14 protein-coding genes are annotated in these 15,854 nt (G+C 70.6%); 9 read left to right on the forward strand and 5 right to left on the reverse strand.

What is annotated here, in order from left to right:
* Positions 1-12 precede the first annotated feature (12 nt).
* Together ACWC97_RS22050 and ACWC97_RS22055 are read right to left on the reverse strand one after the other, a co-directional pair.
* On the reverse strand, positions 13-237 hold the full coding sequence (locus ACWC97_RS22050) for a DUF397 domain-containing protein (protein WP_450651042.1): 225 nt from the start codon (positions 235-237) through the stop codon (positions 13-15).
* Positions 209-1,048 (reverse strand): helix-turn-helix domain-containing protein, encoded by an 840-nt coding sequence (locus ACWC97_RS22055; RefSeq protein ID WP_352273896.1) that lies wholly within the window; start codon positions 1,046-1,048, stop codon positions 209-211. Before ACWC97_RS22055 ends, ACWC97_RS22050 begins: the two co-directional genes overlap by 29 nt.
* A gap of 113 nt (positions 1,049-1,161) precedes the next feature.
* Between ACWC97_RS22055 and ACWC97_RS22060 the strand changes: the two genes are divergently transcribed.
* A complete protein-coding gene (locus ACWC97_RS22060) occupies positions 1,162-1,503 on the forward strand; it encodes a hypothetical protein (RefSeq protein WP_352273897.1) in 342 nt (113 codons plus the stop codon).
* A 154-nt stretch (positions 1,504-1,657) separates the two neighbouring features.
* A complete protein-coding gene (locus tag ACWC97_RS22065; protein ID WP_450651044.1) occupies positions 1,658-3,118 on the forward strand; it encodes an APC family permease in 1,461 nt (486 codons plus the stop codon).
* Between the two features lie 22 nt (positions 3,119-3,140).
* On the opposite strand, the gene ACWC97_RS22070 is transcribed toward ACWC97_RS22065, so the two are convergent.
* The gene (locus ACWC97_RS22070; protein ID WP_450651046.1) at positions 3,141-3,524 is read right to left on the reverse strand and encodes a winged helix-turn-helix transcriptional regulator; all 384 of its coding nucleotides are present in this window, start codon (positions 3,522-3,524) and stop codon (positions 3,141-3,143) included.
* A 99-nt stretch (positions 3,525-3,623) separates the two neighbouring features.
* Between ACWC97_RS22070 and ACWC97_RS22075 the strand changes: the two genes are divergently transcribed.
* The 4 genes from ACWC97_RS22075 to ACWC97_RS22090 all read left to right on the forward strand — a co-directional run bounded on the left by ACWC97_RS22075 (position 3,624) and on the right by ACWC97_RS22090 (position 6,851).
* Entirely contained in the window at positions 3,624-4,301 is a 678-nt protein-coding gene (locus ACWC97_RS22075; protein ID WP_450651048.1) for an NAD(P)-dependent oxidoreductase, read from the forward strand.
* Positions 4,302-4,459: 158 nt separating this feature from the next.
* Positions 4,460-5,551, forward strand: coding sequence for a hypothetical protein (locus tag ACWC97_RS22080; RefSeq protein ID WP_450651073.1), 1,092 nt, complete (start codon positions 4,460-4,462; stop codon positions 5,549-5,551).
* A 129-nt stretch (positions 5,552-5,680) separates the two neighbouring features.
* A complete protein-coding gene (locus ACWC97_RS22085; protein ID WP_450651050.1) occupies positions 5,681-5,953 on the forward strand; it encodes a hypothetical protein in 273 nt (90 codons plus the stop codon).
* 421 nt (positions 5,954-6,374) lie between these two features.
* Positions 6,375-6,851: an SUKH-3 domain-containing protein gene (locus ACWC97_RS22090; RefSeq protein ID WP_450651052.1), complete on the forward strand. Its 477-nt coding sequence runs from the start codon at positions 6,375-6,377 to the stop codon at positions 6,849-6,851.
* Positions 6,852-6,988: 137 nt separating this feature from the next.
* On the opposite strand, the gene ACWC97_RS22095 is transcribed toward ACWC97_RS22090, so the two are convergent.
* Positions 6,989-8,512, reverse strand: a complete 1,524-nt coding sequence (locus ACWC97_RS22095; RefSeq protein WP_450651054.1) for a hypothetical protein — start codon at positions 8,510-8,512, stop codon at positions 6,989-6,991.
* A gap of 715 nt (positions 8,513-9,227) precedes the next feature.
* Here ACWC97_RS22095 and ACWC97_RS22100 point away from each other — a divergent pair.
* The 3 genes from ACWC97_RS22100 to ACWC97_RS22110 all read left to right on the forward strand — a co-directional run bounded on the left by ACWC97_RS22100 (position 9,228) and on the right by ACWC97_RS22110 (position 14,363).
* Positions 9,228-10,532: an alpha/beta hydrolase gene (locus tag ACWC97_RS22100; RefSeq protein WP_450651055.1), complete on the forward strand. Its 1,305-nt coding sequence runs from the start codon at positions 9,228-9,230 to the stop codon at positions 10,530-10,532.
* Positions 10,533-10,634: 102 nt separating this feature from the next.
* On the forward strand, positions 10,635-12,878 hold the full coding sequence (gene recD2 / locus ACWC97_RS22105) for an SF1B family DNA helicase RecD2 (protein ID WP_352273928.1): 2,244 nt from the start codon (positions 10,635-10,637) through the stop codon (positions 12,876-12,878).
* A gap of 195 nt (positions 12,879-13,073) precedes the next feature.
* Positions 13,074-14,363, forward strand: coding sequence for a citrate synthase (locus ACWC97_RS22110; RefSeq protein WP_352273904.1), 1,290 nt, complete (start codon positions 13,074-13,076; stop codon positions 14,361-14,363).
* Between the two features lie 588 nt (positions 14,364-14,951).
* Here ACWC97_RS22110 and ACWC97_RS22115 read toward each other — a convergent pair.
* On the reverse strand, positions 14,952-15,854 hold a 903-nt coding region (locus ACWC97_RS22115; RefSeq protein ID WP_450651057.1), incomplete at its 5' end, for a heavy metal translocating P-type ATPase.

Below are 15,854 nucleotides of genomic sequence, written 5' to 3' on the forward strand. Positions count from 1 at the left end.
GTGCGGTACGCGTCAGGCGTTGAGGCTGTCGCTCTTGACCGCCGCGACGAACGCCGACCAGCTGCCCGTCGAGAAGGCGAGAGCGGGGCCGGTGGGGTTTTTGCTGTCGCGCACCGGGATCGAGGCGTGGCCGTCCGAGACTTCAAGGCACTCGCCGCCGGAGGGGCCGCTGTAGCTGGACTTGCGCCACTCGCTCCGTCGTGTGCTGTCAGTGGCGGCGGACTTGGTGCTGTGCATGTTTGTGCTCCTCAGCGACGGCTCTGACAAGAGCAACCGACTCCACGTGCGGGGCCGCATCGCCCAGCGCAAGAGCGTAGGAGGTTTGGCATTCAGCCACCAACGCTGGATCGTCCATCAGGTGCCCTGTCCGAAGACCTTCAACGTAGGCGAGTGGCGGGGCGTCTGCGAAATTGAGCAGGTAGAGCATGCTCTCGACGAGCGCGTGTGCTCCCGAGTCGAAGGGCAGCACGTGAAGGCGTAGTCGGCCCGCCTCTGCCATGTCCGCGACCTTGTGCAGCTGCTCCGCCATGGTTTGCGGGCCGCCTACGCAGCGCCGAAGAGCTGCCTCGTCGAGCAGTGTCCAGGCAACGGGCGCTGATGGCCCGTTGAGAAGTTGGCTTCGTCCCAAGCGGCTGACAACGAATTCGTCAAGCTCTTCTTCGTGGAAGTTGGGTCGGTAGGACCGGAAGACAGCACTTGCGTACGCCTTCGTCTGGAGGAGCCCCGGGATAAGCGATGCGCCGTACTGGCGGATCTCCGTAGCCTCGTGCTCCAGTTCGGCAACCGTTGTGAAGTACTGGGCGAACTTCGACTCCAGGTCACTCAGCCACCGCTCGAAGAACCCGTCCGTCCCCAGCGCGCGGTCGATGCGGCGGGCGTCCTCCGGGGACGGCAGGCGGCGGCCCGCCTCGTAGTGGCTGATCAGCGTCGGCGAGCAGACGATGATCTCGCTCAGGGCCTCCTGGGTGAGCCCGGCGGCCAGGCGGCGGAGGCGTAGCTCCTCGCCGTACTTCTCGCGTGGTGTGCGTGGACTTCGTTTCGTTGTCATGCGGTCCAACTCCCCGTCTTGACCCGTGTGCCGTCATCCCCGCCCCTCTGGCAGCGTAGCGACGATCGACCCCACTCTGTGATGAATTCGCTACAGAAAGAGAGCAGGTCGAGATGGAACAGCACGTCACCGCCGAACGGCCGGGCGTCGAGCCCTCGATGGCGCGGTTGCTGCCGTGGACGGGGGAGGGCGGCAAGCCCTGTTATCTGCTGGCGGGGGGCGACGGGGGCGGGCTGATGTCGCGGATGGCCGACGACATGGAGAGCGTCCAACTCGGCATGGCGGGCGATCTGCTCGGGCACGCCGATGACCTTCTGGCCGATGAGAGGTCGACGGCGCCGCAGATCCGGTTCCTCGCCGCCCGGCTGAGCGAGTCGCTGCGGCAGGTCGTACGCGTCGCGGAGAGCCGGGGGTTGCGGCTGGCCGGGGCCGTGCCGGGCGACGGGGAGCCGTGAGCGCGATACGGGCCGTCCGGGGGACGTGCGATGGCGGCCGTGCCGCATCCTCGGCGTGGGTGCGGCGTTGAAGTGGAAGGGGCGCGTGGTGGCCGTGGCGGTTCCTGCTCGGGTGCGCCTCTCCGTCCCGTCCGTCGCCCAAGGAGGAGACAGCATGTCCTCGGAACTCCGGCGGCCGGTCCCGTCCGACACCCGTAGCCGCACCCGTAGCCGCAGCCGCGGTCGCGGTGGGGAACGGGCCCGGCTGCGCGGTGATCTCGGTGTCGCGAGCATCGTCTTCATGGTCACCGCCGCCGCCTCCCCGCTCGCCGTCGTCGGCGGCCCCGTACCGCTGGGCATCGCCGGGGGCAACGGGACGGGTTTCCCGGCGACCTATGTCGTCGCCGGGGTCGTGCTCCTGTTCTTCGCGGTGGGCTTCACCGCGATGACGCCCCATGTGCGGAGCGCGGGGGCCTTCTCCTCCTACGTCGACCGGGGGCTCGGCCGGGGCGCCGGGCTCGGTGCGGGCTTTGCCGCGCTGCTCTCCTACGTCACGCTGGAGGCCGGGATCTTCGGGCTGCTCGGCCCGGGGCTCGCCGCCCTGCCGGCCGGTGGTCGGGTGCTCGGCGCGCCCTGGTGGGCGTACGCGGCGTCGGCGCTCGCCGTGGTGGCCTTCCTCGGATACCGGGACGTCGAGCTGTCCGGCAAGGTGCTCGGCGTCGGGCTGGTCTCCGAGGTGCTCGTCGTGGTCGTGTTCGACGCCGTCGTCCTCGTCACGGGCGGCGACAGCGGGCTGTCCTCCGGCATCGTCAGCCCCGACCGGATCATGTCCGGGGCGCCCGGGGTCGGGGTCCTCTTCGCCGTCCTCGGCTTCATCGGCTTCGAGGCGACGGCCGTCTTCCGCGACGAGGCGCGCGACCCCGGGCGCACCATCCCCCGGGCGACCTACCTGTCACTGGCCCTGATCGGCACCTTCTACGCCCTCTCCAGTTGGGCGCTGATCACCGCCGTCGGCGACGCGCACGCGGTCGGGACCGCCACCGACCACGGCGGCACCATGCTCGCCGACGCCACCCGCCACCACCTCGGCGCGGTCGGCGGGCACCTCGTCCACGTCCTCTTCGTCACCAGCCTGTTCGCCGGGATCCTGTCGTTCCACACGATCGTGGCCCGGTACGTCTTCGCGCTCGCGGGCCGGGGCGCGCTGCCCGCGTGGCTCGGTGCCGCGCACCCGCGCCACGGGTCCCCGCACCGGGCCTCGAACGCCACCGCCGCCGTCGTCGCGGTGCTGCTGGCGGTCTCGGTGGCCGCCGGGCTCGACCCGGCCGACCAGGTCTACACCTGGCTGGCGAGCTTCGCCTCCGTCGGAGTGGTGCTGCTGTACGCGATCACCAGCGCGGCGGTGGTGGTGTTCTTCGCCCGGCACCGCGAACACCGGACGGGCGCCTGGCCGAACGCGTGCGCACCGGCGCTGGGGTTGCTCGGGCTGGTGGCCTTCCTGGTGCTGATCCTGGACAACCTCACGACTCTCGTCGGCGGCAGCACCGCCCTGGCGGTCGGTGTCCCGGCGCTGCTGGTGGCGGCGCTCCTGCTGGGGCCGGTGGTGGCGCGGCGCGGAGCGGACGACGGGCCCTGACCGGCCGGACCTCGCCGCGCCGTCACGGTCCGCCGGGCGCCGGTGCGGTGTCCTCGTACGCGTCCCGGGCGTCCAGGAGCTCCGGGAGGTGGGCGGCGGCCCAGGTGCAGCAGGCGTCGAGCGGGGCGAGCAGCGTACGGCCCAGGGGGCTCAGCTCGTAGTCCACCCGGGGTGGGAGGGAGTCCGTGACGGTGCGGGTGAGGAAGCCGTCCCGTTCCATCGCGCGAAGCGTCTCCGTGAGGACCTTCGGGGTGATGCCCCGCAGCGGGATCTCCAGTTCGCTGAAGCGCCGGGGGCCGGTCTCCAGGCACCGGATGATCATCGGCATCCACTTGCCGCCGATCCGGAACGGGGTCGGGGCGTGGGTGCAGCCGGTGAACATGTCGGGATCGAGAGGTTCGTTCACCTCGCGAGCGTACGCAACTATCGTTGCGGAAACCATGGGTCGCGGGTCTAGCGTCCGGCGCATCGGCCCGCGCGGTGCGGGCCCGGCGAGGGGGTTCCCATGGGTGGCGTCAGGATCGTTGTGTTCGGGGCCGGAGGGCGGGCCGGCCGGCGCGCGGTCGCCGAGGCGGTGGCACGCGGGCACCGGGTGACCGCCGTGGTGCGGGACCCGGACAAGTACCAGAACCCGGACGCGTACCTGGAGTTGGCCGGTGACGGCGTACGCGTGGTCGCGGGCGACACGACCCGGGTGGAGAGCGTCGCGGAGGTCGCGGCCGGGCACGATGCGGTGATCGGCGCGGCGGCCCGTACCGATGTGCCCGCGGCGGAGTTCTACGTCGGCGCGACCCGCGCGCTGCTCGACGGTCTCGGCCGGGCCGGGGTCGGCCGGCTCGTCCTCCTCGGGATCGGCACCACGCTGGAGACCGCCCCCGGGGTGGCCGTCCACGACGCGCCCGGCACCCCGGCGGAGCACCGGGCGTTCTCGCTGGGGCACGCCGCCGCGCTCGACGTGCTGCGCGCCGTAGAGACGGACGTCGACTGGCTCGTCCTCGCCCCGCCGCCCGTCTTCCTCGACGACGAGGCGCCCCGGACCGGCCACTACCGGACGGGGGACCACCGGGTGCTGCCGGACACCGGCGGCCCGTCCGGGTTCTCGTACACGGACCTGGCGGTGGCCCTGATCGACGAGGCCGAGAGCCCGAAGCACCACCGTTCGCTGGTCGCGGTCGGCGCCTGACCGGCCCCCGGCCCCTGGCGCTCCGCGACGGTGGTGCGCCCGCGCCCCCGCCGACCTGCCCGACCCGGTCCGGTCCGCTGTCGGTGCCCCATGCAATCATGCGGTCGCGCCCCGGGCGGAGTGGGCGGGATCTGCTGGTGACGGACGGGGAGTTGGGGATGGGCGCGGGTACGGAGTCGGACGGCTCGTCCAGTTCGGACGAGGAGTGGGAGCGGTTCCTGCGCGAGTCGGTGGAGGGGGTCGCCGACGCGCCCAAGGAGCCCTCGGCGCGGGCCCGTGAGGTGACGAGGCGGCTGCGCGAGGAGCCCGACCGCGTACCTGACGGCTGGCGCACCTACACCCCCGCACGGCCCAAGCGGCGCAAGGGGTGGTACCTGTTCGGGCTGGTGGCCTCGGTGGCGCTGCTGGTGGTGGCGCTCGTGCCGGGGCGGGTGGTCGACCTGTTCTCCGGTGCCGACCCCTCGCCGTCGGCGGCCGAGACCGCCCGCCCGACCGAGGCACCCCCGTCGGGGCCGGCCCGGCGCGCCACCCTGGACGAGCCGTTCCGTGGCTCACCGGCGGTGAGTTGGGCGGACGGGGCGGCGGGGATCACGGTGCCGGAGGCCGCGCCGGTCGGCTGGATGAACGAGGCCGAGGTGGGGCGGGCCCTCGCCCGCACCCGGGACTTCCTCGTCGCGTCCGGCCTGGACCGGGGAGTGCTGCGCGGTGAGCGCCCGGAGAAGGCGATATCCCTGCTCAACCCGCACCAGAAGGACGTCCGGGACCTTGTGGAGACGGCGCTGCGGAAGCCCAGCAGGAAGAACAACCCCCTGCTCCTCTTCAGCCGCTTCCAGCCCTCCCGCGCCCGCCTGGTCGGCGACGTCGTGAAGACCCGGGGGCGCCTCACCTACCGGGAGGGCGAGCGCGGCGCGCTCCAGGTGACCGCCGACGTCACCTTCGTCTATCCGGTCACCCGCGCGGGCGAGGACGGCGGCGACGAGGTCGTCCGCACGATCATCCGGCGCGAACTGGTCCTGAACTGGGACGACCCCGACAAGGTGATCACCGAGCCGGGCACGTTCTCGGTCGTCTCGTACAAGTACGACATGACCAACGGCGGGTGCGGCGACGAAACCGGCTACTTCGACCCGCCCTTCGGCGACGACCGCCCGGCGGACGGCACCGCCGAGAAGACCGACCCGTACGACCGCACCACACCGGTCGGACGCGGCGGCTCCGGGGACGAGTGCCGGAAGGCGACGCGGTCCTGAGAAGCCCGGAGCCTCCAGGGCCCCGACACCGCCGAACCGGCTCCCCGCACGCGCCGCGCCGGGGCGGCCCCACATAATCATCAGCGCCGACATCGGCACGCAACGGGGCTGTTCCAAGGGGGAGTTGACATGCAGGGCGTGTACGGCGGGGGCATCCCCGTATCGCTGGTGGCCGTCGGCCTGGTGGTACGGCAGCAGCTGCGCACCCGCCCGGTGCGACGCAACGGCTCACTCGTCGTCCCTGTGGTCCTCGCCGTCCTGGGGGCCGCACTGATCGTCCTGGGGGTCGCCTCGGTCGCCCAGGACCACCCACTGCCCGCGCTGTCGGTCGTCCTCCTGGCGGTCAGTCTGCTCGTCGCGGGGCTGTTCGGCGCGGTGCGGGCCCGGACCGTACGGGTCTAGCGCGAACCCGGGGGCGAGGTCGTGCGCCAGGGGGTGGCTGCGACGACCGGACTGTGGCTCGCCTCGGTCGCCGTCCACGCCGGGCTGGGGCTGTGGATCGACCACGTGGCCGGGGCCGGGGGTCCTGGGCGCCGCGTCGCTCTACGCGTACCTGGCGATCGGCCTGGGCACGCAGAACCTCCTGGTACGCGGGCGCGCCGCCGCGTTGTGACGCGGCGGTGGGCCGGGCGGGAGCGCTGCCGAACCGCCCACGAATACCGGACCCCGATCGCCTCGACCTTGCTCGAATTGGTAGGCATGGACGGTGCATGCGCTCGCCCAGGTGACGGCATTGGCTCGGACGGGGCGGTACGGGGCTGGATGAAACTCGACAAGGGGCCGCAGGTTCCGACGACGTTGTTTCATGAGACGGAAAGAGAAGATGGGTTTCGACAATGTGACGCCCGAGGTGCGTGACTGGCTCGTCGCCAATGGCTGGGCACCCGGTCGGGACATCGGCGCGAGGGCCGAGGAACTCGTCCAGGTGCGGGTGCGAGACGCGGAGCGCCAGGAATGCCCACTGCGGCCCGTACCGGCTGCGGTGCACGTCATCCACGCGCTTGGTTTGCTCACCCTCAAGCATCCCGCGGTGCGGCGCGTCTCCTGGGTGATGGATCCGACCTACGGGTACGACGGTGATGCGCGGCTCATCCGGGAACTCTCGTTCGGTCTGGGGGTCGAGGTGTTTCCCGTCGGCTACGAATCCTCCGAGTCCGGGATCATCCTGGTGGATGAAAAGGGGCGCTTCTTCCATCTCCACCACACCGGCGGCTATTTTCTGGGGGAGAATGCGTCGGACGCGTTCTCCCGATTTCTGATCGGTCTGCCCGATCCCGACGCGGAGGACTATTTTTCCTGAGCAATTTCCTGCCGTAGCCGCTTCCCTGCCCGTTGCCGGCCGGATACCGCGCAGGAGGGTGGGGCGCGCGGGTGCCCGGGTGGCCACGCTGATGCGGGCCGGAGGAGGTGCGCCGGCCCGCCCGGACCCTGACTTCCTCAGTCCCTGACTTTGAGGAAGCGCATCCGGGTCGCCCCGTTGCTGTCGGTGCCGCCGGCCTCGGCGTCGGAGATCTTGCCACCGGTCAGGACGAACATCAGGTGCAGGCGGACGGTCCTGGGGCCCGATGCGACCGTGTATTCGGTCATGATGTGGGTGGTTCCGCCCTGCTGCTCCTGCCGTGCCGCGTTGACCACCGCGATCTGGGTGAAGCTCGTCATGAGGGTGTCGGTGGTCTCGTCCCTGAGCCAGCCGATGATGTAGCCGCTGCCGCCGGTGGCCGTGCCGAGCGCATACCGCACATCGCTGTCGATGTGGTACACCCCGGCTTCCGGAAGCACGATGTCGGACTCGGGGATCGGTACGTCGATACCGGTCCTGGCAAGGAGGTTGGCATGCTGCCGCTCGGCGTTGAGGAACCCGCTCACCGGAGTGAGACGGGCGCCGATCGTCCACCTTTCGGGGCAGCCGGTCGTCCCCGTGACGTCGATGTCCACCGACCGTTCGTGACCGGTGTTGCCGCCCGGGGCAAGTCCCGTCAGTTCGATCCCCGGCACGAGCAGCCCGCCGGTCGTGTGCCGTGCGGCGTTGCACGGGGACGGGTCCAGGGCGGGTGTGTCGGGCGCGTACAGGCACCCGTCGGTGCCCCGGGTGATGGCGTTGCCCGGGTCGGTGGAGAGGCACGGGGGCCGGACGGGGGAGCATCCGTCCTGGCAGGAGGCGGCCGGGACGACCGGTGGGACCGGGGCGTAGGGGGTCGACGAGCCGTCGAGATGGTCGGTCGTGCAGGTGACCGCGCCGTCGCAGTCACGGCAGGTCGTACGGAGGAACGGCCTGCCGTGGCCGGGGGCGGATGCCCGGACGGTGAGGACGAAGCTGTCGACGGTCCACTGCTTGGGGCCGACCCGGCAGGTGTCGTCGTTGCCTGTTTCGAGGTTGAGCTCGATGACGACCCTTCCCGCCAGGACGTCCGCGAGGGGCACGGTCGTCGGTGGGACGACGCCGTTGTCGTCGCCGCCCGCCGGAAGATCGGGCGGGCCCAGGAGGTCGGCGCTGATCGGGGCCGTGCCGTTCCACAGGGCGAAGCGGCCGTAGAGCCGACAGGCCGCGCTCGGGCCGTCGTTGTGGACATGGACCGAGGCACTGACCGTGACGTCGGTGGGATTGCCGCGCAGCGAGGCGGGGTCGATACGTACGACGCTGGCGAGCCAGGTGTGCTGGCCGTTGTGTGTTCCGTCGTCGGCCGGGAACGTGCCCGTGCCGCCGTCCAGGATCGTCTGGGCGACGGCGGGATCCAGAGCGGCATGGGTGTTGGCGATGGTGTAGTACGGCGTCGGGTCGATGCTGTGCGCGGTCGCCGCGAGCCGGTACGGTGCGGAATCGCACAGGGGGATCGTCTCGCAACTCTGGCGTGGCTTGGGTTCGGGACGGCAATCGGGGGCGTCGACGGGGGGACGGGCCGCCCCGGTGGGCCGATGGCCGCCGAAGTCGATCGGGGACTGCCTGCAGCCGCATCCGCTCATGATTCAACTCCCGGTGTGAGGTGGGGTGGTGACAGCGGTGGCGTGCGCCGGACCTTTTCGGTGGCGTTGCGCTCGGGTGATGGCGCGCTGCTACGTCGGCCGCGGCGAACAAGTGGCGTTTCGGGCAGGGGAGTCGGGGGATGCCGACGGCTCGGAGCCGGTTGCGTGACCGGGCGGAGGAGGAAGGTCGTTCACCGGACCGCTTGCCGGGCCGTGGCTGATATGGCGTAGGACGTCAACCGGCTGGTCGTGTGCTGTCCCGGCCGGTCGTGCCTTGGTGGGGAACCAGGAGCGCGGTCTGGCCGGCCCCCTCTTCGAGAGCCTGCTGCTGGGCGAATCGCGGGGGGTGCTCGGGCTCGGGCGGAGAATCTCAGGCCCAGGCGCCTGCCGTCTTCGTTGCAATCTTTAATGTACTAATCCGTCATCTGTGTGGCATTACCCCGTTAGGGTGGCTGATTTCATTGCCAAGCTGACAGAGCGCCCGCGCTGTATTCATTCGGACGGGACGGGACGGGACGGGGCGGGCGGGTGGGCGGACGCCGCGTTGCCTCGCGTGCTGTGCCGGACGGGCGGACGGATTCCCTGACACCGGGCTCACAGATTTCTGACAAGTGCCGGTCAGGGTAGGGACGTCCGTCCACGGGGCGCGGAGCAGCATCCGCCCGGTCGTGGTCGGTCGTGAACGACCCGAATGACCTGGGAGGCTGGACCGCGCATGGCGGTGACGTCGGTGGAGAAGCGAGGCGGCCGGGTGGCCGGTACGGCGGCGCTGGCCGCGGGGGCCCTGATCGTCGCGGGAGTGGTGACCGCGCCCGCCGAGGCCGGGGCCGTCACCACGGAGCCGGGCACGGCGAGCGTGTCCGTGGGGCGGGCGGTGTACGACCTCGGGGACCTGGCCTTCCAGCCGGGGGCGCCGTACGAGGGGAAGAGCGAGATCGCCGCGGTCGTCCGCTACCCCGAGGCGCCCGGCTCCCCGGGGCCCACGGCCGGCCGCCATCCGCTGATCGTCATGCAGCACGGGCAGTGGGCCACCTGCGCGGACCGGCCTGCCCAGTCCGCGCTGACCAGGGCGCGGAAGGCCCTGGAGCGGGCCGAACCGGCGGGCGACGAGGCCGGAGCGGCCCGTCAGACGGAGATCATCGAAGCGATGAGCGACCGGCTCTGGGCCTGGCCCTGCCGGGCGGGCGTGCCGCCGCTGCCGAACAGCGCCGGTTACGAGTACCTGGCCGAGAGCCTGGCCCGCGAGGGCTTCGTGGTCGTCTCGATGGGCGCCAACGGGATCAACGCGACCAGCGGCGGCCAGGCCGACTCGGTGTACCGGGCGCGGGCCGCCCTCATCAACCGGCATCTGGAGCTGTGGCGCCAACTCGACTCGGGCAAGGGTCCGTTGAGGAGGAAGCTCAAGGATCCGGCGACCGGCCGGTCCGGTGGTGCCGCGTTCGCCGGCCGCCTGGACCTGGGACGCGTCGGCACCCTCGGCCACTCCATGGGCGGCGGAGGCGTGATGCAGCAGGTCTCCGACGGGGCGCACGGCGACTGGCCCGGCGGGGTGGAGGTGAAGGCGGCGCTCGGCCTCGCACCCACCGCCACCTGGGACAACGAGCCGGTCACCCGGGTCCCGCTGGCCGTGCTGTGGGGCACCTGCGACCAGGTCAACACCGGTGAGTACGTGAAGTGGAACAAGGGGCACAACAAGGCGCCCCTGCACGGCATCACCCTCACCGGCGGCAACCACGACTACTTCAACACCCAGTGGTCCCCGAGCAGCGGCCAGGTGGCGGCGGTGGACGACGCGATCCCCGGCGACCGGCCCGGCCGGTGCGTCGCGCAGGACGGCACGGACCGCCAGGACCGGGCACTCGGGGAGACCGCCCAGCGCCGGATCGCCACCGGCTACACCGTGGCGTTCTTCCGTCGGTACCTGCTGGGCGACACCTCGGCCGAGGCCCTCCTGACCGGCCGGAAGAAGCTGCCCGGGGTGCCGGACGTGGTGCGGGTGGAGTACGTGCAGCCGCACTGAGGAGCCCGTACTACCGAAGAAGCCGTACCGGGGACCCGTAGCGGGGAGGGAGCCCGCGCCGGGCTGTCGGTGCGGGCCGGTACCGTCGGTTCCATGTCCACCCTGCCCAACCTCGCCGTCCTCGAAGGTGTGCTGGAGCGCATCACGTACGCCAACGAGGAGAACGGGTACACGGTCGCCCGCGTCGACACCGGCCGCGGGGCCAACGACCTGCTGACGGTGGTCGGTTCGCTGCTCGGGGCGCAGCCGGGGGAGTCGCTGCGGATGGAGGGGCGCTGGGGGTCGCACTCCCAGTACGGCAAGCAGTTCGTCGTGGAGAACTACACGACGATCCTGCCCGCCACCGTCCAGGGCATCCGCCGCTACCTCGGCTCCGGCCTGATCAAGGGCATCGGCCCGGTCATGGCGGACCGGATCACCACCCACTTCGGCGTCGAGACCCTCGACATCATCGAGCAGAAGCCCGAGCGCCTGATCGAGGTGCCCGGCCTCGGCCCGAAGCGGACGAAGATGATCGCCGCGGCCTGGGAGGAGCAGAAGGCGATCAAGGAGGTGATGGTCTTCCTCCAGGGCGTCGGCGTCTCCACCTCCATCGCCGTCCGCATCTACAAGAAGTACGAGAACGCCTCGATCTCCGTCGTGAAGAACGAGCCCTACCGACTGGCCGCCGACGTCTGGGGCATCGGCTTCCTCACCGCCGACAAGATCGCCCAGGCGGTCGGCATCCCGCACGACAGCCCGGAGCGGGTCAAGGCGGGATTGCAGTACGCGCTGTCGCAATCCACCGACCAGGGGCACTGCTTCCTCCCCGAGGAGCGGCTGATCGCGGACGGGGTGAAGCTGCTCCAGGTCGACACCGGGCTGGTCATCGAGTGCCTCGCCGAGCTGGCGGAGGACCCGGAGGGCGTCGTACGGGAGAAGGTGCCCTCGCCGGAGGGCGGCGAGCTGGTCACGGCGATCTACCTGGTGCCGTTCCACCGCGCCGAGGTGGCCCTCGCCGCACAGGTGGGGCGGCTGCTGCGGACGCCCGAGGAGCGGCTGCCGGCCTTCGTGGACGTGGACTGGGACAGGGCGCTGACCTGGCTGAAGGGGCGTACGGGGGCGGAGCTGGCGCCGGAGCAGGAGGCGGCGGTGCGGCTCGCGCTCAGCCGGAAGGTCGCGGTGCTGACCGGCGGGCCCGGCTGCGGGAAGTCGTTCACCGTCCGGTCCATCGTGGAGCTGGCGCGGGCCAGGAAGGCCAAGGTGGTGCTGGCCGCGCCGACCGGCCGGGCGGCCAAGCGGCTCTCCGAGCTGACCGGCGCCGAGGCGTCCACCGTGCACCGGCTGCTGGAGCTGAAGCCGGGCGGCGACGCCGCGTACGACCGGGAGCGCCCGCTCGACGCGGACCTGGTCGTGGTCGACGAGGCGTCCATGCTGGATCTGCTGCTCGCCAACAAGCTGCTGAAGGCGGTGGCACCAGGTGCCCATCTGCTGCTCGTCGGGGACGTCGACCAGCTGCCGTCGGTCGGGGCGGGGGAGGTGCTGCGGGACCTGCTCGCCGACGGCAGCCCCGTCCCCGCCGTCCGGCTGACCACGATCTTCCGCCAGGCCCAGCAGTCCGGCGTCGTCACCAACGCGCACCGGATCAACTCCGGGGTGCCGCCGCTGACCCAGGGGCTCAAGGACTTCTTCCTCTTCGTGGAGGACGAGACGGAGGACGCTGGCAAGCTCGCGGTGGACGTCGCGGCCCGTCGGATCCCCGCCAAATTCGGGCTCGACGCCCGGCGCGACGTGCAGGTCCTCGCTCCGATGCACCGGGGTCCGGCGGGGGCCGGGGTGCTCAACGGGCTCCTCCAGCAGGCCGTCACCCCGGGCCGCCCGGACGTTCCCGAGAAGCGGTTCGGCGGCCGGGTCTTCCGGGTCGGTGACAAGGTCACCCAGATCCGCAACAACTACGACAAGGGCGAGAACGGCGTCTTCAACGGCACGGTCGGCATCGTCACCGCCCTCGACCCGGACGAACAGAAGCTGACCGTGCGCACCGACGAGGACGAGGAGATCGACTACGACTTCGACGAGCTGGACGAGCTGTCCCACGCGTACGCCATGACGATCCACCGCTCCCAGGGCAGCGAGTACCCGGCCGTCGTCATCCCCGTCACCAAGAGTGCCTGGATGATGCTCCAGCGCAACCTCCTCTACACCGCCGTGACCCGGGCCAAAAAGCTTGTCGTGCTGGTCGGTTCGCGTCAGGCGATCGGCCAGGCGGTCCGCACGGTTTCCGCGGGCAGGCGCTGTACGGCGCTGGATTACCGGCTGTCCGGGGGATCCGGCGGAGGATCGGCGGAAGGCCGGGAGATAAAATGATCGATCAAATCGGTGGGAAACATCACGCGGCCCTTCCGGAACCGGAACCGAAGGGGCAGGATGAGTAGGCTCGCGGCACTCAGTGCCGCGAGTAGGTCCAATGGACGACCCCGAGTGCACTCTCCTGCGCCAAATGGGGGAGGGTGAAGACAGTCAGGGAACCTCGGAAGAGGCACTACGTCGGTGAGGGATGACGTGAGCGACAACTCTGTAGTACTGCGGTACGGCGACGGCGAGTACACCTACCCGGTGATCGACAGCACCGTCGGCGACAAGGGCTTCGACATCGGGAAGCTCCGGGCCAATACCGGTCTGGTGACACTGGACAGCGGATACGGCAACACCGCGGCCTATAAATCCGCCATCACTTACCTCGACGGTGAGCAGGGCATTCTGCGCTACCGCGGCTACCCCATCGAGCAGCTCGCCGAGCGCTCGACGTTCCTGGAGGTCGCGTACACGCTGATCAACGGCGAGCTTCCCAAGGTCGACGAGCTGGCGACCTTCAAGAACGAGATCACGCAGCACACCCTGCTGCACGAGGACGTCAAGCGCTTCTTCGACGGCTTCCCCCGTGACGCCCACCCGATGGCCATGCTGTCCTCGGTCGTCAGCGCGCTGTCCACGTTCTACCAGGACAGCCACAACCCGTTCGACGAGGAGCAGCGCCACCTCTCGACGATCCGGCTGCTGGCCAAGCTGCCGACGATCGCGGCGTACGCCTACAAGAAGTCGATCGGCCACCCCTTCGTCTACCCGCGCAACGACCTCGGGTACGTCGAGAACTTCCTGCGCATGACCTTCTCGGTCCCGGCCCAGGAGTACGAGCTGGACCCGGTCGTGGTCTCCGCGCTCGACAAGCTGCTGATCCTGCACGCGGACCACGAGCAGAACTGTTCGACCTCCACCGTGCGCCTGGTCGGCTCCTCGCAGGCGAACATGTTCGCCTCGATCTCCGCCGGCATCTCGGCGCTCTGGGGCCCCCTGCACGGTGGCGCCAACCAGTCGGTGCTGGAGATGCTCGAGGGCATCCAGGCCAACGGCGGCGACGTCGACTCCTTCATCCGCAAGGTGAAGAACAAGGAGGACGGCGTCCGGCTGATGGGCTTCGGCCACCGGGTCTACAAGTCCTTCGACCCGCGCGCCAAGATCATCAAGGCCGCCGCCCACGACGTGCTGTCCGCGCTCGGCAAGTCCGACGAGCTGCTCGACATCGCGCTGAAGCTGGAAGAGCACGCGCTGAGCGACGAGTACTTCATCGCGCGCAACCTCTACCCGAACGTGGACTTCTACACCGGTCTGATCTACCGGGCCATGGGCTTCCCGACCGAGATGTTCACCGTGCTCTTCGCGCTCGGCCGCCTTCCCGGCTGGATCGCCCAGTGGCACGAGATGATCAAGGAGCCGGGTTCCCGCATCGGCCGCCCGCGCCAGATCTACACCGGCGAGGTCCTGCGCGACTTCGTCCCGGTCGAGGGCCGCTGAACCGCCTGAGACCCCCTGCACGACCCCGGCCACCGAGGCCGGTCGACTTCGCCCCGCGTACCGCGCTTTCGCACAGAGCGCGGTGTCCGGGGCGATTTGCGTGCCGCGACGGCTTCGGAGGGAGCGCCCGACCCGGTCGCGCCCGAACCTTCCGGGTCCGTAACGGTCGTGTCCGTACCCGTCGGGTCCGTACCGCTCGTCTCCGAACAGAGAGAAGCGCCTCGCCGTCGATCCCCCCACGGGCCGACAGCGAGGCGCTTCCCATGTCCCGGAGCGGATTCCCCCCACGGGATCCGGCCGGGCGTCTGTGGGAGCCGTAGCTCCTGAGCGCCGCGCAGCCGCTGTGGGCTGCGCATCTCTTCTGTTGTGTCGTGCTCTGGTCCTGCCGCGATCTGCCGGGGTACGTACGTACGGGAGGGCCGCTCAAAGCTCCCCGGTGCACGTGCCCCGGCCAAACGCTTGCCCGGAGCGTCCCCCAAGACACTCCGCGGACGTCCCCCAAGACATCCTTGGCATCGCCCTCTTAGACTCACGAGCCCGCCGGATGGTTACCTGGAAATCCATGTGATCTGGATCTCTTTGTGGAAATTACGTGAAGGCGCGCAACCGCAGGCTGTTCGTCACGACGAAGACCGAAGAGAAGGCCATCGCCGCTCCGGCAATCATAGGGTTGAGCAGCCCAAACGCCGCAAGGGGTAGGGCGGTCACGTTATAGCCGAAAGCCCAGAGGAGATTGCCCCTGATGGTGGTCAGGGTGCGCCTGGACAGCCGGATCGCGTCGGCGGCCACCTTGAGATCTCCACGAACCAGGGTGAGATCGCTCGCCTCGATCGCGGCGTCCGTGCCGGTTCCCATGGCCAGGCCCAGTTCGGCGGTGGCGAGGGCGGCGGCGTCGTTGACCCCGTCCCCGACCATGGCGACCGAACGTCCCTCGGCCTGAAGACGCTCGATGACGTGCACCTTCTCCTCGGGCAGCACCTCGGCGTACACCTCCTCGACCCCCACGGCGCGGGCCACGGCCTCGGCGGCGGTGCGGTTGTCACCGGTCAGCAGGACGGGGTGGAGGCCGAGCGCGCGCAGTTCGGCGACGGCCTCGGCGCTGGTGTCCTTGATCTTGTCGGCGACCTCCAGGACGGCTCGTGCCTCGCCGTCCCAGGCGACGGTGATGGCGGTCCGGCCGGCGGTCTCGGCGGCGGCCTTGAGTCGGGCGAGTTCCACGGGGAGGTGGATCTCCCACTGGGCGAGGAGTTGTTCGCGGCCGACGAGGACGGCGTGGCCGTCGACGATGCCCTGGACGCCGAGTCCGGGGACGTTGGCGAAGTCCTCGGGGGTGGGGAGGGTGGTGCCGGTGCGGTCGGTGGCTCCGGTGGCGACGGCCTGGGCGATGGGGTGTTCCGAGGAGTGTTCGAGGGCTCCGGCGAGGCGGAGGACTTCGTTCTCGGTGGTGGTGTCGGTGGTGTGGACGTCGAGGAGGGTCATGCGGCCGGTGGT

This window comes from Streptomyces sp. NPDC001108 (genome assembly GCF_053598535.1).